A 23,298-nucleotide genomic window follows, 5' to 3' on the forward strand; every position below is an offset into this window, starting at 1 on the left:
GATGTTTTTATCGATTGTGCACAGGCCGTGGCTTGCCGCCGTGAGCCGCTGGAAGGAGGCAGCATGTCCGATGCCGTTCGTGCCGAGAAAATCGCGCACGAGGTCGACGATGCCGCCCGCCAGCTCGCCCAGGCGGGCCGCTTGGACCTGACGCGCGAGTTTATCCAGCATGGCGACGTGACGGTCTATGCACATGTGACCTCGGTGGCACGGGCAAGTCTGTCCTTTGCCGAGCACTTGGGCCGTGCTGGCATTTCGATCGACCGTGCCTCGCTGCTGCGCGGAGCCTTGTTACACGATTACTTTCTCTATGACTGGCACGATCCCGATCCGAGCCATCGCCTGCACGGATTTCGGCATCCGTTTTTTGCCCTGGCGCGTGCCGAGGAAGATTTTGAGCTGACGTTGCGCGAGCGGAATATCATCGTGCGGCATATGTTTCCGCTGGTGCCCGTGCCGCCGACGTGTCGCGAGGCGTGGATTGTTTGCCTGGCGGATAAATGGTGTGCTCTGCGTGAGACGGTCGCAGGCCGCCTGCCGCGCAAAGACGGCGCGAACGATTTGAGCGAGGGCTCGAGCGACGGCTCGAGCAAAGATTCGAGCGAGAAGAGGAGAGGGTAGACGGTGGGGACCGCGATCGACATGGCATTTGACGGCGCGACGCTTGCCGCCTGTCCGCCCTCGGCGCTGGTACTCTCGTTTGCCTTCTACGGTTTTTGCGGTTGGGCATGGGAATCGACAGTCTGCGCCATGCTCAACCACGGACGATTTGCCAACAGTGGCTTTTTGCTGGGGCCGTGCTGCCCAATCTATGGCGCGGGCGGCATTGCCTGCTGGCTGCTGTTGCGCGGGATTCCGGATGCCTCGAGCCAGTTTGTCGCCGCGGCGCTTGTATGCAGCGCAATCGAGTACAGTGTGGGCGTGCTGTTGGAAAAAACAAAGGGCGCTCGCTTTTGGGACTATTCGCACCTGCCGTTTAACCTGCACGGACGCATCTGCCTGTACTGGGCCTGCGCGTTTGGCTTGGGTGCGTTGTGTATTTGCCGTTTAGTGGAGCCGGCATTGCTGGGGCTGCTTGGCCATCTGCCGGTGCTGATTGTGCGGCTGTCCGCCTTTATCGTCGCGGTCGCGATGATGGTCGATGTGGTGTGCTCGTTGGCCAGCTGGCGCCGCCTGTCCGATCAGCTTGAGCGTGTGCGTGCCGACCTTGCCGACCGCATCAATGAGTCGCTTGCCGACGCCTCCGACTCTATGCTCGAACGTATTCCCGATTCGGCGATCGACTCAGTGGCGCAGACGCATATCCGCGGTCGCGCCGTTAACGCTTGGCTGGCCGAGCTGGGCGACGCGGCGCTCGATGCCCTGCGCGAGAAGGCTTCGATGCCGACGTTTATCTCGGATGGTGCTCGCGGCCTGGCGCTCGCTGCCCGCCGCGTGGCCGATGCCGCGCCGAGCGTGCCCCGTCCGTCGCTCACCCGTCTCCGTACCGGCAAGCGCATGAGCCGTCCGGTGCCGAGCGTGTCACTCAGCCGCCGCGACCTACGCTTCTTTAACGCCTTCCCGCGTCTGCGCATCAATCGTTACGAGGGCGTCATCCGAGCTACCGACCTCCGCGACCGAGCCCGCGAGCTGTTCCGGCGCTAGCCAGAGCGGAGCCAAGCGCGCCCTTCTCGTTCGCACGTTTCCCGTTCGTTTCGCGCCCGTTGCCGTGCCGTTTCCAAGATTGCGGCACCGTTTCCATTCGACAACGCAGCGTTTAACAACGCCGTATCTGGTCTACACCAGTTGGCCCTCGGCCGCATCATGAGCGCCGACAACGTTCATGCGACCAAGGGGGAGCGAATGTACGATACGGGATCGACAACGTTTATGCTCATCTGCACCATGCTCGTGTTTTTAATGACACCGGGTCTGGCGTTTTTCTATGGCGGCCTGTCCAGGCGCAAAAATGTCATCAACACCATGCTTATGTGCTTTGGAGTCATTGGCTTGGTGGGCGTGCTGTGGATTGTTGCCGGCTGGTCGCTGGCCTACGGCGGCGACGGCTCGAGTCCGTTTATTGGAGGCCTTGACCAGCTGCTGTGCCTGCCGGTGCTCAACCAGGTGCTGCAGGCGGCCGAGGGCAATGCTGCGGACGGTGCCGTCTACCCTCAGATCATCAACATCGCCTTCCAGATGGCGTTTGCCATGATCACGGCAGCTATCGTCACGGGCAGCTTGGCCGGTCGCGTTAAGTTTGGGGCCATGACGGCCTTCCTGGGCATTTGGCTGCTCGTGGTCTATGCGCCGCTCGCCCACATGGTTTGGGGCGGCGATGGTTCCTTTATCGGCGACATCATCGGCGCGCTCGACTTTGCCGGCGGCGACGTGGTACACATTTCGTCCGGTCTCACGGGCCTGATTCTCTGCTTAATGCTCGGCCGTCGTCGCGGCTTTGGCATGGTGAGCTACCGTCCGCATAACGTGCCGTTTGTGGCGCTGGGCGCCGGCCTGCTTTGGTTTGGCTGGTTTGGCTTTAACGGCGGCAGCGAGTTTAAGGCCGACGCCGTGGCGGCACTCGCCATCCTCAACACCGTGACGGCCAGCGCGGCGGGCATGGTCTCGTGGCTTGTCGTCGAGCGCGTGCACACCGGTCGTCCCACGCTGGTGGGTGCCAGCACCGGTTTGGTTGCGGGCCTTGTGGTGGTTACGCCGGGTGCGGGCTTTGTCGAGCCGTGGGCGGCGCTGGTCATGGGCCTGATCGTATCGCCCGTCTGCTATCTGGCCATCAGCCATCTTAAGACCAAGTTCGGCTACGACGATGCGCTCGACGCGTTCGGTTGCCACGGTATCGGCGGCATCTTGGGCGGTGTGCTCACGGGCCTGTTCTGCGTGCCGGAGCTCTCGTGGACCGGTAAGGGTGGCCTGTTCTACACGGGCGACGTTTCTCTGCTCATCTCGCAGATTTTGGGCATTGTGGTGACGGTCGCTATTGTGCTGGTGCTCGATTTGGTGATCGCCGCAGTGGTCAAGGCTCTGTTCCACGGTAGCTTGCGCGTGGACGAGGCCGACGAGGCGCTGGGCCTGGATGCGAGTCAGCACGGCGAGAGCGCATACCCCTCATTCTCCGGACTCGATTAGCAGCTTCCCCAAGCACCGCACCTTGCCGTTCAATCGTCGCTCACGTACTTAAGTACGCTTCGCTCCTCTTTCACGGCAATCTGCGGCACTTGGGAAACCTGCTAAGACCAGTCAGTTGAACTTTTTTGATCTCTGAGGTTGGTTTACGGCACCTGGGAAACCCGCGTCTCATGTAAAGGGATACGTTGATTATTGAGAGGAATTCACTATGAAGAAAATTACGGCGATCGTTCGTGCTGAGAAGCTTGAGGTTCTCAAAGACGCGCTGTTTGCTGCTGATGTTCGCGGTATGACTATCAACCAGGTGCAGGGCTGCGGCGCGCAGCATGGCTGGAAGGAATACGTTCGCGGCAACGAACTGCTCGTCAATACCATCCCTAAGGTACAGTTCACCCTTATCTGCGCCGACGAGCATGTCGACGGTATCGTTGACATCATCTGCAACGCCGCTCGCACCGGTGCCGTCGGCGACGGCAAGATTTGGGTCGAGCCGGTCGAAGAAGTCATCCGCATTCGCACCGGCGAACACGGCCCCGCCGCGGTGTAGGGCCGACCGTCTGTCATCTGCAACGTTAAAATACTGCAGTGAGGCATAAGGCTTGTGTTGCGGATGGGCGGATTATGGGTCGCAATAAATATCCCGAGGAGACGGTCGCGAAGATTCTCGACGCGGCACTGGAGCTATTCTGCGCACAGGGTTATGAGGGGACGAGCATTCAAGATATCGTTGACCGTCTCGATGGCATGACCAAAGGCGCTGTCTATCATCACTTCAAGAGCAAAGAGGAGATTTTCAACGCCGCATTTGATCGGGCAATGGCTCCGATTGTTGAGCACCGTCGCTCGATGCTTGGCGTCGGTAATATGACCGGCGCCCAAAAGCTAAAAAGGCTTTACGCTCCCGAGTCCGTTGTTCCACAAATTGAGCTATGGGCACGTATGCGTCCTGCAGCAGATCCGGTAAAAAGCTCGCGCCTACTGGCGATGCAGTACCAGGGCTCATTTGACGAGTCGGCCGATGGCTGTCTCTTGCCAGTGATCGAGGAGGGCATCGCCGACGGCTCCATTGCGTGCGAATGCCCGCGCGAAGCGGCGGAGGCCGTATCGTTGTTGGCGAATCTTTGGCTGCTGCCATTGTTCCGTCCGCTCGAGCCCAAGGAGCGAATGCTCGCTCGCACACAATGTTTGGCGCAGATGGCTGCCGCGGTGGGGCTCGATTTGGGTAATGAAGTGCTTCAGACAACGGCGCAGATTTGGGACGTATGGGACCGCGCCGGGTGGTAATATAGATACCAACGATATGTAATTGATTTGTGAGGGTAGCCACGGCTGCCCTTTTCAAGTCATTAAATACATACTAGTGGTATGTATAGGGGGTGGGCTTATGGCTGGGCTGAGAGACGTCGGTGTCTCGTTGAAATCAAAAACAGTGCGGTCAATCAGGCTCGCGGAACTTCTGGTTGCGCAGCTGTGCACGTATTCGATGCTGTCGGCGCTGTGCTTTGCGTATCCACTTTACTTGTTCGATCGCAGTGGATCGTCAACGTTATATGGCGTCGTCGCGGCGATAGCGTTCATACCCGGCGTACTTGCAACTCCGGTTGGCGGAATCTTGGCGGATAGGGGAAGACATCGCGAGGTCCTCGTGGCCCTCGGCATTGCTCTGATGACTGCATCACTGCTGTCTATCCCCATGAAGCGCTCGTTGCCTCTTGCGGTCGTCGTAGTAGCGATACTTTGTGTTCAATATGGCGCTCAATCGCTGCTAAAGCCAATACTCCAAATTGAGACGGTGCGCATGGCGGGTGAAAAGAAGGTTGAGCGGGCCACTGCATTGGTTTCGCAGGTGACCATGGTGAGCAATATCTTGGGTCCTGTGGTCGGGACGGCAGTCTATGGGTGCTTTGGCATCGATGCTCTTTGCACAATCGCGTCGGTAACGTTTGCGATTTCAGCTCTCTTGTTTGGGGTCGCACTCAAGCAAAATGCCTCATCTGACACGATGGGAGACGGCGCGACTCGTACGACATGCCGAAACGATTATCGGGAGTCGATTCGGTATCTGTTGCAAAATGCATTATTGGTCGCTGTGATTTTGCTTGCGGCAGTTTTGAACCTTGCGTTGGTTGGGCTAATGATTGGCGCTCCCATTATTGTTACAAAGCATCTCGGCATGCAATCGTCCTGCGTTGGGATAGTTGAGGTGGCTATGGGCTTGGGTGGTCTTGCCGGCAGTGGCTTGGTCGGCATTTGGCCGCATCGTTTTTCTTTCAATGGCATATGTCGATATGTTGCGATGATCTGTTTTGGAGTCGCGCCGATTATTGTTACGCTGCTGTTCGGCGTAGATGTATGCGTGTTCACCGTGTTTGCGGTTGGTTCGGCATGGGTCATGGTGTGGGCGAGCATTACGTCGGTTGAAATCATCGCGTTTGTTCAGCGGGTAGCGCCGACTGAGCTCTGCGGAAAAGTGCTTTCGGTCGTTTACATGGTCCTTTCCTGCGCAATACCTATCGGCCAATTGACGTACGGGGTTGCATATGATCGATGGACACCGGCGATTGTGTTCGCAGGCATGCTGGCGGTGCTGACGTTGACGACGGCGCTGCTTTATCGGCTGAAAAGTCGCTTGTGGCGATTGTCTTAACGCGCTGGGGCACCGTTGCTTTGCGGAAGCGAATGTCCTGGCGCGTTGGAACACCCTTGCATGGGCATGCTTCTCTTTCGTCTAAAATAACGTGCAGACGAAGGAGAGGCATGCCCATGATCAAGATGTTCGCGAGTGACTTAGACGGAACGCTGCTTAACGCCCTGCATGAGGCGGATGGGACCATCCGCCGTGCCATTCGCGAGCTGATCGAGGCTGGCCTGCATGTGGTTCCCGCGACCGGACGCTCGACGCTGCCGATCGGCGAGCATGGCTTTACGGGGCTGGCGCTCGATGCCTGCTGCTCTAACGGCTCCATCGTGCGCGACAGTCATGGCAAGGTGCTCAAGACCTGGACCATCGATCCGCAGATCACCGAGGAGCTGCTCAAGGAGTTTCCGGATATCTGTTTTGACTGCTCCACGCCCGACGGCATGTTTTCGAGCGGATCGTTCGAGATGCATCAGGCGGGCTTTAAAAAGGACAGCCCCATCAAGCGTATTGTGATGCGCGGTATGCGTGCACGTGGCGGGTATCACGAGGAGCAGTATTTCGACCAGTCGATCAGCGATATCTTGCGTCACGATGTATGCAAGATCAATTGTCGCGTGACCTCGCCCGAGCTGGAGCGTGACCTTAAGGCCTATCTTGCCGAGCGCTCGGACCGCGTGGTCAACGCGCCGTTCGATCCGGTGATGTTCGAAATTACGGACGTGGCGTGCAACAAGGGCGAGAGCGTGGCATGGCTGGCGGGCTACTACGGTATTGCCGAGGACGAGGTCGCGGTCTACGGCGACGGCGGCAACGATATCGCCATGCTCAAACGCTTCCGCCACAGCTACGCGACCAAAAACGCTAGCGATGCAGCTAAGGCCGCCGCGAGCGTGACCATCGGCAGCTGCATGGTCCATGCCGTCCCCAAACACATGCTCGCCACCATGCGCAAGCAAAACTCCCGCACCGTCATCGAATAATGTGACAAAGGGACAGTCCCTTTGCCACAATCTAAATATTGCCTTTACGTGTTGATGCACACGGTGTGCAATAATACTCGCACTGTGCAATAGCGCACAGGCTGAGTAACAAGGAGGACGCTTGTCCCAGCTCGAGAAATGCGACCGCCGATCCCTTCGCTCGCAGCGTGCCCTTCGCCAGGCACTTGCCAGCGAGCTTGCCGAAAGCGGCGACCTTTCGCGCATTAATGTCGCGTCGCTCACCGAGCGCGCTGGCCTTACGCGCCGCACGTTCTATTCGCACTATCGCGATATTCCCGACTTTATCAATCAAATCGAGGACGGCTTGCTGGCTGAGATCCGTGAGCGCATTGAGCTCATCACCGCAGCTCAGCTGCCCGATCTCTATCACAACATCGATGAGCTCGAGCCGGCGCCCGGTTCGGTTGAGCTGCTGCGTTATCTTGCGGCCAACCGCGACTTAATCGGTGCACTGCTGGGTCCGGGCGGCGACCAGGCCTTCATTAAAAGGATTATCGACACCGCGCGTGAGGCTGTGGTGCCGCGTGCGCAGACGGGCATTTTGGGCCTGGCGCTGGGCACGTTCTTTGACTACTACGTCACCTACGTCGTGAGTGCCGAGGTTGGCATGATCCAGCACTGGTTTGAGCGTGGGCTCACCGAATCGCCCGAGGCCATGGCACGCATTATGACGGTGCTCGCTTTTGTGCGCCCTGGTGACCTGTATGGCCAACCCATCGATATCAACGTGCCGGAATACGGCATGAAGCTATTGAACTTGCAGCTCGAGGACGCGGCCGACACCGCCGCAACCGTCGAGTCCAACAACTAAGAGGAGAGACAGATGAGCAAACTCGTCGAGGGCATTAAGGATCGTATGGTTGCTGCCGCACGCGAGGCCGCGCCCGCCGTGGTGGACGCCGCGCAGAAGGCCGCGACCGCGGCAGCTGAGAAAGTTGCCGAGGCAGTTGCCGATGCCAAGAACGCGGCAGGGGAGACGTCCGTTACTAGCGAGCCCGCCACCGCCGCTGAGCCCATAGCCGCCGCCCACGCCCCCGAAGGCGCGATCTTCAACCCCGAGAACGCTCGTGGCAACCTGCACCTGGGCATCGACGTGGGCTCCACCACCGTCAAGCTCGCCGTGCTCAATGACGAAAACCAGATCGTCTACGCCAAGTACCAGCGCCACCACACCGACGTTCGCGCTTGCGCCCGCGACTTGTTCGAGGGCGCTGCGACTGTGCTGCCGACGGCCCAGATGACCTGCGCCATTACCGGCTCGGGCGGTTTGCTGCTGTCTCAGTGGCTCGACCTGGAGTTTGTTCAGGAGGTAATTGCCAGCAAGCGTGCCGTCGAGACCCTCATCCCGGCCACCGATGTCGCCATCGAGCTGGGCGGCGAGGACGCCAAGATCATCTACTTTGACAACGGCATCGAGCAGCGCATGAACGGCACCTGCGCCGGCGGTACGGGCGCGTTCATCGACCAGATGGCAACCCTGCTGCACACCGACGCGAGCGGCCTCAACGAGCTCGCGGCCAACGCCACCACCATCTATCCCATCGCCAGCCGCTGCGGCGTCTTTGCCAAGACCGATGTGCAGCCGCTGCTCAACGAGGGCGCTCGCCCCGAGGATGTTGCTGCTTCCATCTTCCAGGCCGTCGTGACCCAGACCATCTCGGGCCTGGCGTGCGGCCGTCCCATCCGCGGCAACGTTGCCTTCCTGGGCGGCCCGCTGCAGTACCTCTCCGAGCTGCGCCACCGCTTCTACCTCACGCTCAACCTGGACGAGGAGCACCGTATCGTGCCCCAAAACGCTCACCTGTTTGTGGCGAGCGGCGCCGCCATGGCGCACGAGTCCAACAAGCTCAGCACGTTCCCACAGCTCATCGAGGCCATCGATGCCCTGGGTGACACGCAGGGTGCCGAGGTCGAGCGTCTGGATCCGCTCTTTGCCACCGACGAGGACTTTGCCGAGTTCAAGGGTCGCCACGACACCGAGGTCGTTCCCAAGGGCAAGCTCGACGGCTACACCGGCCGCGTGTTCATCGGCATCGACGCCGGTTCCACCACCATGAAGGCCGCGCTCGTGGGCGAGGACGGCCAGCTGCTGCACACCTGGTACGGCAACAACAACGGCGATATCCTGGGCACGGCCAAGGTCATCATGGCCGATTTCTACAACCATATTCCCGCCGGCTGCACCATCGGCCACGTGACCACCACGGGCTACGGCGAGGCGCTGCTCATCGAGGCCCTCAAGGCCGACTCCGGCGAGATCGAAACCGTTGCGCACCTGCGCGGCGCCAAGGCGTTCCTGCCCGGCGTCGAGTTCATCCTGGACATTGGCGGCCAGGACATGAAGTGCCTGCGCGTCAAGGACGGCGTGATCGAGCACATCATGCTCAACGAGGCCTGCTCGTCGGGCTGCGGCAGCTTTATCGAGAGCTTCGCCGTGTCCATGAACATGGACGTGCGCGCGTTTGCCGACGCCGCCATCCATGCCAAGGCTCCCGTCGACCTGGGCAGCCGCTGCACCGTCTTTATGAACTCGCGCGTCAAGCAGGCGCAAAAGGAAGGCGCCACGGTGGGCGACATCGCGGCCGGCCTGTCCTATTCCGTCATCAAGAATGCCCTGTTCAAGGTCATTAAGCTGCGCGACCCCAAGGAGATCGGCAGCCAGGTGATCGTCCAGGGCGGCACCTTTATGTCCGATGCCACGCTGCGCGCGTTTGAGCAGCTCACCGGCGTTCATGCCGTGCGTCCCGACATCGCCGGCTGCATGGGTGCCTACGGTGCGGCCCTGCTCGCCCGCGATCGCGCCGGCGCCGACGGCACCTCGACCATCCTTTCGGCTGAGGACATCGCGCACCTCACCGTGACGCAAAAGCATGTTCGCTGCGGCCGTTGCTCAAACAACTGCCAGCTCACCGTCAACGACTTTGGCGGCGGCAGGCGCTTCATTACCGGCAACCGCTGCGAGAAGGGCGCCGGCCACAAAAAGCAGAAGACCGAGGCTCCCAACCTCTTCAAAAAGAAAAACGAACTGCTCTTTGACCGCGAGGTGCTGAGCCCCGACGAGGCTCCGCGCGGCACCGTCGGCATTCCGCGTGCGCTCAACATGTACGAGAACTACCCCTTCTGGCACGCGTTCTTTACGCGCTTGGGCTTTAGCGTGCAGCTGTCCGACCAGTCGAGCAAAAAGACCTACCAGGCGGGCATTGAGTCCATGCCGTCCGAGAGCGTGTGCTACCCGGCCAAGATGAGCCACGGCCACGTTATGAACCTCATCGACCGTGACGTCGACTTCATCTGGATGCCGTGCGTGCGCTGGGAGCGCAAGGAGGATCCGACGGCTGGCAACTGCTATAACTGCCCCATCGTCATGAGCTACCCCACGGCGTTGGCACTCAATATCGACGAGATTCGCGAGCAGAACATCGAGTTCCTGTATCCGTTTGTGCCCTATCACGACAAGACCGAGCTCAAGCGTCGTCTGTACCAGGTGCTCGCCGTCGACCGCGTGGCCGATGCTGAGGCCGGTCGCGGTCGCGTGCGCGGACCCAAGATCACGCGCTCCGAGGTCGATGCCGCCGTCAACGCTGCCTTTGAGGCCGATGCGCGTTTCCACGAAGACATCCAGACCATGGGCGAGGAGGCTCTTAAGTGGGTCGAGGACCACGGCGGCCACGGCATCGTACTCGCCGGCCGTCCCTACCATAACGACCCCGAGATCAACCACGCCCTGCCCGAGCTTATCTCGAGCTTTGGCTTTGCGGTCTTTACCGAGGATTCGCTCGCGCATCTCGTGAAGCCTGAGCGCCCCATCCGCGTCGTCGACCAGTGGATGTACCACAGCCGCCTGTACGCCGTCGCCCGTTTTGTGACGATGCGCAACGACCTGGACCTGATCCAGCTCAACTCTTTCGGCTGCGGCTTGGACGCTCTGACCACCGACCAGGTTCAGGAGATCCTGGAGGCCAGCGGCAAGATCTACACCGTGCTCAAGATCGATGAGGTGTCCAACCTGGGCGCCGCGCGCATCCGCATCCGCTCGCTCATGGCGGCGCTCAAGGACCAGGAAGCCGAGCGCCTGGCCGAGGCCACGGCCGCGGGTGAGGCCTACGAGCAGGGCGACGCCGCGCCGGTGGCGCCCTCCACGGATGCCCCCGCGTTCGCGAGCCGCAAGTACACGTTTGAGGCTCAGCGCGAGAGTGCTTCGACCGCATGGCCCAAGGTACCCTTTACCGAGCAGATGCGCGACGAGGGCTACACCATTCTGTGCCCGCAGATGGCACCGATCCACTTTGACCTGGTCAAAGAGGTGTTCCGCGGTGCCGGCTACAACTTGGAGCTGCTGCCCTCGACCGATCACGACGCCGTCGAGGCCGGCCTGCGCTATGTGAACAATGACATTTGCTACCCGTCGATTCTGGTGACGGGCCAGATTATGGAGGCCATCGAGAGCGGTCGATACGACCTGTCCAAGACGGCCGTGGTTATCAGCCAGACCGGCGGTGGCTGCCGTGCCACCAACTACATCGCGCTCATCCGCAAGGCCCTGCGCGAGAGCGGCCACCCCGAGATTCCGGTGATCTCGCTTTCGGCCGTGGCGCTCGGCGAGGACAACCCCGGCTTTAAGATTACGCCGGCGCTGCTTAAGCAGGCAGTCTATGCGGTGCTCTTTGGCGACGTTATGATGCAGATGCTCTACCGCTGCCGCCCGTACGAGGCAACGCCCGGTGCCGCCAACGCGCTCTACGAGGAGTACATGGCGCGCGCCCGCAAGCTGGCGCCTAAGTTCAATCGCCACAACTACACCAAGCTGTGCCGCGAGGCCATCCGCGCGTTCGACACCATGCCGCTCGTGGGCGAGGGCACCAAGCCGCGCGTGGGCGTGGTCGGCGAGATCTTGGTCAAGTTCCACCCCACGGCCAACAACCACGTGGTCGATGTCATCGAGCGCGAGGGCTGCGAGGCCGTGGTGCCGGGCCTGCTCGACTTCTTCTTGTACTCCATGAGCAACGCCGAGCTTCAAAAAGACGAGCTGGGAAGCTCTGCCACGGCGCGCGCTAGCATGCAGGCGCTCATTAAGCTGGTGGACTGGATGCGCACGCCGGTGGAGGAGATGCTCGAGAAGTCCCGCCGCTTTGAGGCGCCCGAGCGCATCGGCACCATGGCCGACAAGGCCCGCACGGTGCTTTCGGTGTGCAACAACATGGGCGAGGGCTGGCTGCTCACGGCCGAGATGCTCGACCTGATCGACCACGGTGCGCCCAACATCATCTGCACGCAGCCCTTCGCGTGCCTGCCCAATCACGTGGTGGGCAAGGCCGTAATCAAGGAGCTGCGCCGCCAACATCCCGAGAGCAACATCGTCGCGGTGGACTACGACCCCGGCGCATCCGAGGTCAACCAGCTCAACCGCATTAAGCTCATGATCAGCGTGGCCAAGGAGAACATGCGCGCCGGCAAGGGCTTTAAGCTCGAGAAGGTGGCACCGCTTGCGATGGACGAGGTCACCGGCCAGATGCGTGCCCACGATGGCTGCGTGAGTTGCGGACCTGCCAACGAGGAAGCCGTGGCATCGGTCGCCGAGCGTCTGGGACGCGGCATTAAGAAGTAACTGGCCTGCTATGGGCTAGATATGGGACAAACGGGTGGTAGCCGTACCGGCTACCACCCGTTTTTGCTGGACATATGTTGCGCAAATGACCTTGCTACAGCCTTCCGTGGGCTTGCCCGATTTTTGGGCCGGTTCGGGCTTTGAGGACAAGTTGCTGCAGGCTCAAGGCGATTATTCGCTCAACGCGGGCCAGCACAGTTTGACCTATCTGCCAAACGACGAGATGATCGCTGAGGACTGCCCATCGCCACCTACGAGATGGAAGCCGAGAAGTACATCTACCGCGTGTACAAGTACGAGCTGTAGGGCCGCGCTTAGGTTTGACCAATGGAGTATGAAAACACGCCGTTCGCCGATGCCCCCTCCGCGAGTGGCAGCCATATGGTTTGATGTCAGAAACATATAGTTGTCGCCAGCCTGCTGGCGACGTTCCCCCTGATATCGGAGGTTCCAGGTATGTTTCGCGCTCCGTTAAACGACTATCGGTTGGGCTAACATGGATCGCCGTGCTATTTCGATAACCCTTGCAGTGGTCTGCCTGGCTGTGCTCCTGGGCGCTACAGGGCTGTTTGCTATAAGCCGAGAAACGTCCTATATGCAGGAATGCGCTTCCGTAGGGTTTGTCATTGACGGTTACTATCGGGACGACAAGACGAGTCTGGAAACCCTGGCCTTTCTTGAAGAGGATAACCATCGGTGGCAACTGGTCGACAAAGACGGCAGCTGCGTTGACGGGCAGTTTAAGCGTACGGATGACCCCAACATCCTGATATTAAAGAAGGAAAACGGCGAAGAATTCGGTACGGTCCACGTGGCGTATATGTCACGCCGACGCAATCAGGGGCAGATTTACCTAATTAGAAATACTAAGGTGACCCGATTATATCTTGTGAGCACCGATCCGGCGTTTACGGTGGAGTCTGGCGATGTCGATGCGGACGTCTGATTCACGGCAATAAAACAGCGAGCGGGGTGCGGGTGTGAACTGCACCCCGCTATTTGCTCGTGTCCGTATCGCGTCTGCGCCGCGTCGTAACTTGCGTCCGTGCGAGCATTCATCCCGCGCCGGCATCACTTCACATCGAACTCCACGCGATCGAGCTCGGGCACGTTGAGGTCGATGAGCTTGCGGGCAACGCGGCGGTCGTGCGCCCCGAGCGCCTCGCCTGTCGTCACGTGGGCGACAGTCTGGCGCTCGACAAGGCCCTCCTCGTCGCCCTCGGTGGCCGAGGTCTCGACGGCGACGGTGTAATCCTTAAAGCCTGGCAGCACCGCCGCAAGCTCGCGCGTGGTTTCGGTGACGCCGTAGCCGTCCTGCACGCCGGCCTGCGCCGTGCCAATGGAACCCGCGGTCATAACGATGCAGGGGATGGCAAAGACTACCGTGCCCACAATGATGCGTCGGCGCACCTTGCGCGATAGCTCGTCGACCTCAACGTTTTCCTCGGCAGTCACAATGCCGTCGCCGTTGAGGTCGCGCTTGAGCGGTACACGTAAAAGAAGCAATACGGCTTCGGCCGCCAGCGCGATAAAGACGACGTTGATGCCAAACTCGTAGAGCGCCGAGAGGAACAGCGACCCGCTCGCGATGGCGATGCCGTAACCCGCCGCGCACAGGGGCGGCATGAGCGCGGTCGCCACGGCTACGCCGGCAATGAGCGTGGCGGGTTCCTGGTCGCGTGAGTTGCCTAGGCCGCCCGCAAAGCCGCCGGCGAGCGCGACAGCGAGGTCCCACACAGTCGGCGTCGAATTGTCGATGATGGCAGCTGTGGTGGTGCCAAGGGGCGAGAGCTTAAAGTACAACGTGGACGTGACCAGGCAAAAGGCCATTTGCAGCGCAAGGCTGGCGACGGCTTCGACGGTAATCTCACGGTCGAGCGTGGCGATGCCATATGCCATGGCAAGGACCGATCCCATGAGCGGGCAGATGAGCATGGCGCCCACGATGGCGATGTCCGAATCGATATCGAGGCCGATGCTTGCGATGAGCATGGCGATGATGAGGATGCACAGGTGAGAGCCGGTCAGGCGCGCCCCGTTTACAAAACGCTTGCGGATCACGTGGTAGGGCGCGCGTCCCTCGCGAATGTTGAACGCGCGCTTTAGGAAGCGGGTGGCGTTCTCCATGGCCTCGCTATGGGCGGGGCGGATGCCGTGGCGCCGGTGATGGCGTTCGCGTAGTCGCTTGATTTGTTGTTTGTCGAGTTCCATGTCCACCTCGTTCCAGCGCGGTCCGCGCAACGCGCCCGTTGTCCTAACTCTACACCGTGGCGGGCGGGGTGTCTGTTGGATGCGGAATCCGATAGGGCGGATGACGCGGGAGCAAATGCAAATCACAGGCTCAATTCCATCCCGCGAGAATATGATGCACCAGCTCCTTCAAATGTGACGAAACTGTGAAGCACGAGAGCGTGAATTTCAAAAAATACGCTGGTCGCCAATGTTGCGCAACAGAATTCAAAAATCAGCTCCTACATTTTGAAGCGTATGGATACATCCGTGTCAAAGGGAGAAAGCCATGGCAAACTACAGTCCACAACACTTTGAGCCTCGGGCCAAGACTGTCAACGTCAAGGGCGTTGCTAACCGCGCCGTCGCAACCGTTTTGACGGCGGGCCTCATCGCTCAGCCGCTCATGTCGCCGCTGGCGGCAATCGCCGCACCGTCAACCGATAACGGCGATTCTGTTCAGGGGGGGGGTAGTTCTGTAGAGAATACCGTTGCCGCCGGTAACCAAGCGGTCGTAAAGACGGCTGCCCAGCTGGCCGAGGAGTCGGCAAAGCAGCTCAAGGACGCTCAGGCCGCCTACGATGCCGCCCAGAAGAAGGCCGACGCGGCGGGCCAGTCTCAAAAGCAGGCACAGCAGCAAAAGAATCAGGCCTCGCAGGCTGTGAGCGACAACGAAATCGAGCAGAACGCAGCAGAAGTCGCCGCGCTCCAGGAGAAGATTGACGAGCTCAAAGCCGCCGTCGAAAAGACCGAGCAGCAGCAGAAGAAGCTGGGCGACCTGAACGATCAGCTCGATCAAGCCAACAAGAGTGTCGAGGATAAGACCCAGGCGCTCAAGGACGCCAAGGCAAAGCAGGATGAGGCCAAGAAGGCCCTCGATGATGCCCAGGCCAAGCTCGAGGCCATGGGTATGGACGAGTACGAGGCCGCCAAGAAGGCCGTCGAGGACGCGCAGGCAAAGCTCGATGACGCCAATAAGGCCGTTACTACTGCACAGGACAATCTGGACCAGGCCAAGGCTGCCGAGGCTAGCGCCCAGCAGGAAAAGAAGGACACTGAGGCCGCTCTGACGACTGCCCAGGCCAAGAAGCAGGAGACTGCCGCTGCGCTCGCAGCCGCAACCACCGCGCGCGATAACGCCCAGCAGAAGTTCAACCAGGCGCAGGCCGCGCTCGATGCTGCCGTCTCGGGTACGGGTGTCGACCTGAGTGCGCTTGAGGCCGCCAAGATCGCTGCTGCTGGTGAGCTCAAGACCGCGCAGGCGGAGCTCAATGCCGCGACGGATGCCGACGCCACCGCACAGACAAATCTGCAGGCCGCCCAGGCTGCCGTCGCTGCCGCGCAGGAGAAGGCCAACGCCGCCAACGCTGCTGTGGCATCTGCCCAGTCTGCATACGATGCGGCAAACAAGGAGTACAAGGACGCGGCCAGTAAGCGTGACGCCGCGAAGACGGCATACGAGCAGGCCCAGCAGACCGAAGCAGACAAGAAGACCGCGTACGATAAGCTTGTCGAAGTTCGCAAACAGAAGCGCAGCGAGTGGGAGGCGGCCTGCGCTGCTTCGAACGCCGCGGAAAAGGCTTATGACGCTGCTAATGCCCAGGTTGAGGCTCTTGAGCAGCAGATTGCAGACCTAAAGTCCAACATGACCGTTGACCAGGAAGTCATCAGTCAGGGTATGTTCGGCTTCATGAACTACATCATCGGCGGCAGCCAGTTCACAGCCACGCAGAAGAAGAACGCCCAGGACGCCGTATCGATGCTGACCGGTGCCGATGACAAGGCCGAATGGTATGACCAGTACGTCGATCAGGACATGTCTCGCGACACCAATCCGCTCTCCTTGGAGCAGATGCGTAACGCCCTGACCTATCTCGATACCCAGAACAACCTCCGCAAGGCGAACGGCCAGTCTGAGCTTAGCGTCAGCCTCCGCATGACTGCGGCAGCCGCCCTCAATACATCATATTCATCGAACATTTGGGGACACTCGAACTGCTATTTCGATCAAGGTGAGAATCTTGCAGGCGGCGGCGGGGCATACACCGGAGGCGAGACCGAGGATACGCTTGGCTGGCCATATACCGGTCTCTACACCCAGGAGAAAAAGGCGTTCGATAAGTACGTCGAGCAGTATGGTGACGCACTTGGAAGCCATCGATATGATTCCTACTATATCTACCAGCACCATTACAGCATCTACAAGGAGTGCGGGCACTATCTCAACATCATCGATGCCGGTGCGAAGGCTATCGGCATCGCAACCGGTAGCGGTAAGAAAACCGATTCCGAGGTAACCGTTTTCGACTATAGCGGAAGCACGGGACAGATGGATTTCACTGTCTCCGAGTTCAAGAAGCTCGTGAACGACTACATCGACTCTGCCTACAACGCAGGCGGCACGCAGGCGCAGAAGGCGCAGCTCAAGGAGCTTCAGGGCAAGCTCGCCGAGGCGCAGAAGAACTTTGGAACTACTAGGGAAGCTTACTTCGCAGCTGTAAACGGGCAGGATGCCGCCCAGGACGCTTTCACCGCAGCAGATGTGAACATGAACACCGCCAAGGGTGAGTACGAGAAGGCTAAGTCCGACACCGCCGCCGCGAAGACGGCATACGACGCCGCCGAAGCCAAACTCAAGGGTATTGACGTCAAGACGCCCCAGGCCAAGCTCGATGCCGCCAAGGGCGAGGCCGCTACTGCCCAGGCAGCTCTCGATAAGGCAAACGCCACGCTTGCTGACAGCAAGACGAAGGCGGCCGATGCCGCTGCTCACAAGGCGAAGGCTCGCAGCGCCCGCGATGCTGCCAAGGCAAAGTCCGACCAGGCCAGCGAGGCGTATGACAACGCCACCGCTTCGGTCAAGGACCTTACCGCCAAGCGCGATGCCGCCAAGACGGACCTTGCGAACAAGCAGGGCACGCTTGACGATGCCAGGAAGGCCGACGACACTGCCCAGGCTGGCGTTGACAAGGCTCAGGCCGCAGATACGCACGCTGCGACCACTCTTTCGGACGCCAAGCAGGCAGTTGACGCCAAGAAGCAGGCCCTGTCCGACGCGCAGGCGAAGGTCAAGGCCGCGGAGGGCGAGCTGGCCACCGCAAACAAGGCCTTCGAGCGCTTCGCTGGAGCCCAAAAAGCGGTCGACGACGCCAAGGTCGCCTATGACGCCGCCGTCGCCGGCGTCGCCGATGCCCAGAAGCAGCTCGAGGCCGCCAACGAAGCCGTCGTCGATGCGAACTTCGAGATCGTCAAGGCCAAGGCCGAGCTTGCCAGCGACGAGGCACTCAAGGCCGATCTTGAGGCTGTCGACCACAAGGCATCCCTTGCCGCGGGCACGACGGGCAACGAGAAGCTGGTCAAGCTGAACGCTGCCTACGCTCGCTATAAGGCCGCCGTCGATGCCGCCGCTGGTCTCAAGGCCGCTCTGGGCGATGCCGATGCCAAGCTGTCCGATGCCAACGACGCCTATGCCGCCGCGCTTGCTGAGCTTGACGATGCCAAGGATGCCCTGGCTGCCGCACAGGCCGAGTACGACAAGTATCATCCCAAGGCCGAGCCGCAGGCCAAGCCTCAGGTTGCGCAGGCTGCTGCAAAGGCCCCCGTTGCCAAGAAACAGGCTGCGCCTGCCGCACTCGCCCAGACTGGCGACAATTCCGCTCTTGCGGGCGAGGTGTTCGTCATCGGCGGTATCACCCTCGTGGCCGCGGGTGTGACGCTGAGCGATCGTCGTCGCAAGCAGATGTAGCGTTTCGAGCGTAGTTTCTGCAACGAACTTCGGTTCATAGCAGGAGCGCTTCGATGGCTTAACCGATAAGGCCGGCGCGCTGTTAAACGCAGCGCGCCGGCCTTTCTTTGTTTCGATATCAAAAAGCCCGGTCGGCAGCCGCGAAAGCTACCGACCGGGCAAATCGTAGGCAATATGGTTGCTGTCGAGCAGCTGCTCAGCTTAGCCCAGCAGGCTTAAGCCCACGGAGACAAACGCCAGGATAACGCCGACGATGGACTCGCCACCGAGCAGGCCGCTGGCGACAACCAGGCCCTGTTCCTGGAAGGCGGCGTCCTTGGCAGCCCTCTCCTCGTCAGAAAGACCAGCGGTGGCGTCGCGGTGGGCGGACCACTTGTCGTAGGCGAGTTTAACGCAGGAGCCTAGGAAGGCCGTGAGTGACATGTAGAACGGCAGGTACACGCCCAGGCCGATCATCATGGCCGGAATGCCGAGCCAGTACATGACGATGCCGGCGATAAAGCCGCCCGCAAACCACGGCACGCTCGGGATGCCCGAGACCATGGTGGCGACGACGCTTGCCTGCGCGGCAACAAAGCTCTTGTCGGGGCCAAAGGCGTCCGGGCCATAGGCGGTGACGAGCGCGACCATGACGGCGGCGGCGACCAGGGCGCCCACGATGCCACCGATGGCTTGACCGATCCACTGCGCACGCGGGTTGGTGCCCAGCACGGCGCCGGCCTTAAAGTCGTTCATGACGTCGCCCGCAAGGCCGCACGCCACGGCTACGATGCCGGCGATAAAGAACAGCTTGACCTGAGCGATCTGTGCGAAGGCAGCCACGATGAGCATAACGATGAGGCCAAAGATCTCCATGGGGTCGATGCCCGTCTGGCCGCAGCTCTGTGCGCTCATGATGGTGGTGACAAAGGTGAACAGCGTCACGATGACGGCCGGAACGGGGCCAAGGTCAAGCGCGATGGCGACGATCACGGCGATGGCGGCAGCGCCCAGGCCGATGATGCCGGCGTCGAGCTTAAGGGAGCCCGAGATGAGCGACTGCTCGTCGGTGTCGGTGGAGCTGTCGGCGGCAAGACCGCGGACGATACCGGCGACCTGCGGCAGGATGTCCTTGAGGACGACGGCGACGCCAAAACCCATCATGAGGCCCATACCCAGAGACTTGACGATGCCCTGTGCAGTCATAACGTCGAACAGACCGGCAGCGGTGCCGCCCACGATGATGCCAAAGTTGCCCAGCAGGGCGCCGGCAAACCAGAAGGCGACCGGGGCGAAGCCCACGAGGAAGCCGACGGAGAGCAGCATGGGCGAGTTGTAGATACCAAAGGTCACGCCGGGGATGTTGAGCGTGCACAGCATGCTGGGCACCACGCCCAGGGCGTCGCGCAGCACGCTATAGATGCCTGCGATGGCCATGGAGCCAAAGAGCTGCTTGCCGGTTTTGCCGCCAGCCTCGGTCGCGCGCAAGGTCTGAGCTGCGGCGTTGCCGGTGGGGAACTCAAGCGCGGCGTCCACGATAAAGTGACGGTGGATGAGCGCGGTGGCCAGCAGGCCCAGGATGGTGCCGGCGAGTGCCACGATAAACATGTCGAGCCAGCTGATCTGGTCGGCATAGCCCAGCATCCAGGCGCCCGGGATGGTAAACGCCAGGCCGCCGGCGACCATGGCGCCCGCGGACATGATGGTGTGGGTGACGTTGGCCTCGTTGAGGCTGGCATTGCCCATGAGCTTAAGGAAGAACAGCGAGATGACGGCAGCGAAGACGATCGGCCAGGGGAGAGCGCCCATCTTGAGGGCGGTGTAGGCCGAGCTTGCCGTGATAATCACGCAGCCCAGGACGCCGATGATGACACCGCGCAGCGTGAGTTGCCCGCGCATCGAGGCGCGGTTCGAGGGATTGCTCATATAAAACTCCTTTGCGTATATCCGCTTCCCCCGGGAGCGCCGCTACGGATACGGCGCGGGAAGTCGGGTTACCAAGGGCCGCCGCGTGAGCTCGCAAACAACCGCGCACCAGTATAACCGCAAGCTAGTCATTTCGGGATGACTGGTTTAGGTAGGCGATATACTGCTGGGCAGACGAAAGGAGCGCCGACGATGCTTAATGGGTGCGCATATATATTGACGGTCGATGTGGGCAACACGTTCATTCGCTTTGGTCTGTTTGCCGAGGATTCGGCCGCGGCGCAGGAATGCCCGCTTGCGACGTGCGAGATCACGACGCCGTCGAGCATTACGGCCGACGAAGCGCGCATGCGTCTCGCTCAAGTTATGGCCGCGCTGGCGGCCGATGCGGGCATGCCCGGCGCGCTCGTGCCCACGGCGGCCGTGCTGAGCTGCGTGGTGCCGGCGCTCGAGCGCCCGTGGAAGGCGGCTCTTTCCCGTACCTGCACGGGGCGCGTGCTCACCGTGGGACCGGGCCTCAAGACCGGCATGCCCGTCCACTACGACGACCCGGCCGAGATCGGCCCCGACCGCATCGCCGACGCCGTGGCGGCCCGTGCCGTCTATGGCTCTCCGTGCATCGTGATCGACCTGGGCACGACGACCAATATCGAGGTCATCGATACGCACGGAACCTTTGTCGGCGGCGTTATCGCGCCGGGTCTGGCGCTCGGCGCCCGCTCGCTCTCGGCCGCTGCGGCGCGCCTACCCCAGGTCGAGCCCTCGGCACCCACGCATGTCATCGGCCGTAACACGCGCGAGGCGATGCGCTCGGGCGTGGTCTTGGGCGAGGTAGCCCGTATCGACGGCATGCTCGACATGGTGCTTGCCGAGATGCGCGCGACCAAGGCGGCGGGGGAGGGCAGCGTGCCCATTGTCATCACCGGCGACGATGCCGAGGCGCTCGCGGCGTTGGTCGGCCACAGCCTGACGGTAGACGACGCACTGACGCTGCGGGGTCTCGCCGAGCTGTACCGCATCAACCAAAAGCCTCGCCGCGTGTAAAAGTGAGGGCGCCGGTGGGACAAACGCCCCCACCTTTCACCTGCTACAATGGGTCAAACTATTGCGATTACGGAGGTGTCTGCCATGTCGGACGATCTTCATCAAACTTCGTCAGGCAAGCGCCTGGACGTCATTAGCTGGGACGAGTTCTTTATGAGCGTGGCCATCGCCGCGCAGCGCCGCAGCAAGGACCCCAACACGCAGGTGGGTGCGTGCATCGCCAGCACCAACCACCGCATCCTTTCGGTGGGCTACAACGGTACACCCTCGGCGCTCAACGACGACTTTTTCCCGTGGGGTACGAGCGACGATCCGCTGCAGGACAAGCACAACTACGTGGTCCATGCCGAGGCGAACGCCGTGCTCAACTACCGTGGTTCGCTCAAGGATCTCGAGGGTTCCACGGTCTACGTCACGCTGTTTCCGTGCCACGACTGCGCCAAGATTTTGGCGCAGGTGGGCGTGGGCGAGGTTGTCTACCTGGACAACAAATACGCCGACACTGATGATGGACGCATCAGCCGCCGCATCCTCGACTCCTGTGGCATCAGCTATCGCCAGGTTATCGTCGATGTTCACATCGGCACCGAGGGACAGGCTCAGCAGTAGCGCGTGGCAACGTCAGCTGGCAACAAAAGGCAGCTCAAAGAGCCCCGTCTCAAATTGACTACTCGTGAAAGTCGCGTCTGCGCGCATGGACGGCTCGTGAGCGGGTACATGGCTGTAGTAACATAGCTTCTGTCCGCGGGCGCGCCCGCGTAATTGTGAGAAAGGAGCCCCTGTGGCTGTTAACGAAGAGCTGCTTAAGAAGGTTCTTGAAGAGATTCGCCCCAACCTGCAGGCCGATGGCGGCGATATGGAGTATGTGGGCGTCGACGACGAGGGTGTCGTCAAGCTGGAGCTGCAGGGCGCCTGCGCCGGCTGCCCCATGAGCTCGCTGACCCTGTCCATGGGCATTGAGCGTATCCTGAAGGAGCATGTGCCCGGCGTTACCCGCGTTGAGCAGGTCAATGCCTCCGGCGAGGCCGAGGACCTGTACGACGAGTACGCGCCGTTCTAAGCTGCGAAAGCTGCGGACGGCATACTCCGCATAGACGTTACGCTCAAATATGCGGCTGCGAGCGCAAGGCCCGCGGCCGCATTTGTATGTAGGGAGCAGGGGGACCGATATGCTCAACGACCTCTACCATATGCTTGATCCCGTCGCCATCTCGGCGGGGCCCATCACCATCTACTGGTACGGCTTGGCCTATGTGGTCGGAGCTCTGCTCACGGCGGTCGTCATGTACCGCACGCAGCGCCGTTGGGGTTTTGACATTACGGTCGACGACCTGACGAGTGTCGTGGTCGGCGTGGTCTTTGGCCTTATCATTGGCGCCCGCCTGTTCTACGTCATCTTTTACGGCGACGGCTACTACTGGGCGCATCCGCTCGAGATCTTTGCCACCAACGAGGGCGGCATGAGCTTCCACGGCGGCCTGGTGGGCGGCATCTTGGGCGGCATCATCGTGTGCCGCATGTATAAGCTCGACGCCTGGACTATCGCCGACCTTGCCGTGATCGGTGCTCCGCTGGCGCTGTGCCTGGGACGTTGCGCCAATTTCGTCAACGGCGAGCTGTGGGGCAAACCGACCGATCTGCCTTGGGGCGTGGTCTTCGGTGGCACCGCGGGCGATGTGCCGCGCCATCCCTCCCAGCTCTATGAGGCGTTTCTTGAGGGCATCGTGCTCTTTTGCATCCTGCAGGTACTCAGCCGCAAAAAGCCGCCGCTGCCCCAGGGTACGTTTATGGGCGTGTTCGTGATGGGGTACGGCATCGTCCGCTTTCTCGTTGAGTTCGTGCGCGTGCCCGATGCCCAGTTGGGCTATCTGCTGGGCGGCGTCATCACCATGGGTCAGCTGCTGAGCCTGCCGCTCGTGATCGCCGGCCTGGCGCTCATCATCTTCGCCCGTCGCCGCAACCAGCCCCAGCGCGTCTACCTGGACGCCTAACCAAGACCACCACAAAG

Annotated in this window: 17 protein-coding genes; 15 read left to right on the forward strand and 2 right to left on the reverse strand. The window is 61.1% G+C overall.

The features are described 5' to 3' along the window. Positions 1 to 63: 63 nt before the first annotated feature. The 10 genes from I2H19_RS01260 to I2H19_RS01305 all read left to right on the forward strand — a co-directional run bounded on the left by I2H19_RS01260 (position 64) and on the right by I2H19_RS01305 (position 13,313). Entirely contained in the window at positions 64 to 621 is a 558-nt protein-coding gene (locus I2H19_RS01260) for an HD domain-containing protein (RefSeq protein WP_195620829.1), read from the forward strand. 3 nt (positions 622 to 624) lie between these two features. Continuing rightward, positions 625 to 1,644, forward strand: a complete 1,020-nt coding sequence (locus I2H19_RS01265) for a putative ABC transporter permease (RefSeq protein WP_271745388.1) — start codon at positions 625 to 627, stop codon at positions 1,642 to 1,644. A gap of 198 nt (positions 1,645 to 1,842) precedes the next feature. Then, complete coding sequence (locus I2H19_RS01270; RefSeq protein WP_195620832.1) at positions 1,843 to 3,120, forward strand: ammonium transporter; 1,278 nt, start codon at positions 1,843 to 1,845, stop codon at positions 3,118 to 3,120. Positions 3,121 to 3,328: 208 nt separating this feature from the next. Next, the gene (locus tag I2H19_RS01275; protein WP_117629936.1) at positions 3,329 to 3,667 is read left to right on the forward strand and encodes a P-II family nitrogen regulator; all 339 of its coding nucleotides are present in this window, start codon (positions 3,329 to 3,331) and stop codon (positions 3,665 to 3,667) included. Positions 3,668 to 3,741: 74 nt separating this feature from the next. Further along, positions 3,742 to 4,404 carry a TetR/AcrR family transcriptional regulator gene (locus I2H19_RS01280; RefSeq protein WP_195620834.1) on the forward strand — a complete coding sequence of 221 codons (663 nt, stop codon included), beginning with the start codon at positions 3,742 to 3,744 and terminating at the stop codon, positions 4,402 to 4,404. Between the two features lie 100 nt (positions 4,405 to 4,504). Next, complete coding sequence (locus I2H19_RS01285) at positions 4,505 to 5,767, forward strand: MFS transporter (RefSeq protein WP_195620836.1); 1,263 nt, start codon at positions 4,505 to 4,507, stop codon at positions 5,765 to 5,767. Between the two features lie 116 nt (positions 5,768 to 5,883). Then, positions 5,884 to 6,741 (forward strand): HAD-IIB family hydrolase, encoded by an 858-nt coding sequence (locus tag I2H19_RS01290; RefSeq protein ID WP_195620837.1) that lies wholly within the window; start codon positions 5,884 to 5,886, stop codon positions 6,739 to 6,741. A gap of 121 nt (positions 6,742 to 6,862) precedes the next feature. Continuing rightward, positions 6,863 to 7,573, forward strand: a complete 711-nt coding sequence (locus I2H19_RS01295; RefSeq protein ID WP_195620838.1) for a TetR/AcrR family transcriptional regulator — start codon at positions 6,863 to 6,865, stop codon at positions 7,571 to 7,573. Positions 7,574 to 7,585: 12 nt separating this feature from the next. Continuing rightward, on the forward strand, positions 7,586 to 12,367 hold the full coding sequence (locus I2H19_RS01300) for a 2-hydroxyacyl-CoA dehydratase (RefSeq protein ID WP_195620839.1): 4,782 nt from the start codon (positions 7,586 to 7,588) through the stop codon (positions 12,365 to 12,367). A gap of 496 nt (positions 12,368 to 12,863) precedes the next feature. Further along, on the forward strand, positions 12,864 to 13,313 hold the full coding sequence (locus tag I2H19_RS01305) for a hypothetical protein (RefSeq protein WP_195620840.1): 450 nt from the start codon (positions 12,864 to 12,866) through the stop codon (positions 13,311 to 13,313). Positions 13,314 to 13,438: 125 nt separating this feature from the next. Here the strand turns inward: I2H19_RS01305 and I2H19_RS01310 are convergent, their stop codons facing one another. Then, positions 13,439 to 14,578: a DUF389 domain-containing protein gene (locus I2H19_RS01310; RefSeq protein WP_195620841.1), complete on the reverse strand. Its 1,140-nt coding sequence runs from the start codon at positions 14,576 to 14,578 to the stop codon at positions 13,439 to 13,441. Between the two features lie 307 nt (positions 14,579 to 14,885). On the opposite strand from I2H19_RS01310, the gene I2H19_RS01315 reads away from it, so the two are divergent. Then, positions 14,886 to 18,341 carry a CAP domain-containing protein gene (locus tag I2H19_RS01315; protein WP_195620842.1) on the forward strand — a complete coding sequence of 1,152 codons (3,456 nt, stop codon included), beginning with the start codon at positions 14,886 to 14,888 and terminating at the stop codon, positions 18,339 to 18,341. Positions 18,342 to 18,542: 201 nt separating this feature from the next. On the opposite strand, the gene I2H19_RS01320 is transcribed toward I2H19_RS01315, so the two are convergent. Next, complete coding sequence (locus I2H19_RS01320) at positions 18,543 to 20,246, reverse strand: OPT/YSL family transporter (RefSeq protein WP_195620843.1); 1,704 nt, start codon at positions 20,244 to 20,246, stop codon at positions 18,543 to 18,545. A gap of 192 nt (positions 20,247 to 20,438) precedes the next feature. Between I2H19_RS01320 and I2H19_RS01325 the strand changes: the two genes are divergently transcribed. The 4 genes from I2H19_RS01325 to lgt all read left to right on the forward strand — a co-directional run bounded on the left by I2H19_RS01325 (position 20,439) and on the right by lgt (position 23,281). Next, positions 20,439 to 21,290 (forward strand): type III pantothenate kinase, encoded by an 852-nt coding sequence (locus I2H19_RS01325; protein WP_195620845.1) that lies wholly within the window; start codon positions 20,439 to 20,441, stop codon positions 21,288 to 21,290. Positions 21,291 to 21,374: 84 nt separating this feature from the next. Then, positions 21,375 to 21,899: a deoxycytidylate deaminase gene (locus I2H19_RS01330; RefSeq protein WP_099432128.1), complete on the forward strand. Its 525-nt coding sequence runs from the start codon at positions 21,375 to 21,377 to the stop codon at positions 21,897 to 21,899. 172 nt (positions 21,900 to 22,071) lie between these two features. Continuing rightward, the gene (locus tag I2H19_RS01335; RefSeq protein ID WP_035137589.1) at positions 22,072 to 22,350 is read left to right on the forward strand and encodes a NifU family protein; all 279 of its coding nucleotides are present in this window, start codon (positions 22,072 to 22,074) and stop codon (positions 22,348 to 22,350) included. A gap of 109 nt (positions 22,351 to 22,459) precedes the next feature. After that, positions 22,460 to 23,281 (forward strand): prolipoprotein diacylglyceryl transferase, encoded by an 822-nt coding sequence (lgt, locus tag I2H19_RS01340; protein ID WP_195620846.1) that lies wholly within the window; start codon positions 22,460 to 22,462, stop codon positions 23,279 to 23,281. Positions 23,282 to 23,298 lie beyond the last annotated feature (17 nt).

Origin of the sequence: Collinsella aerofaciens (assembly GCF_015560135.1) — a bacterium.
GTDB classification, from domain to species: Bacteria; Actinomycetota; Coriobacteriia; order Coriobacteriales; family Coriobacteriaceae; genus Collinsella; species Collinsella aerofaciens_AN.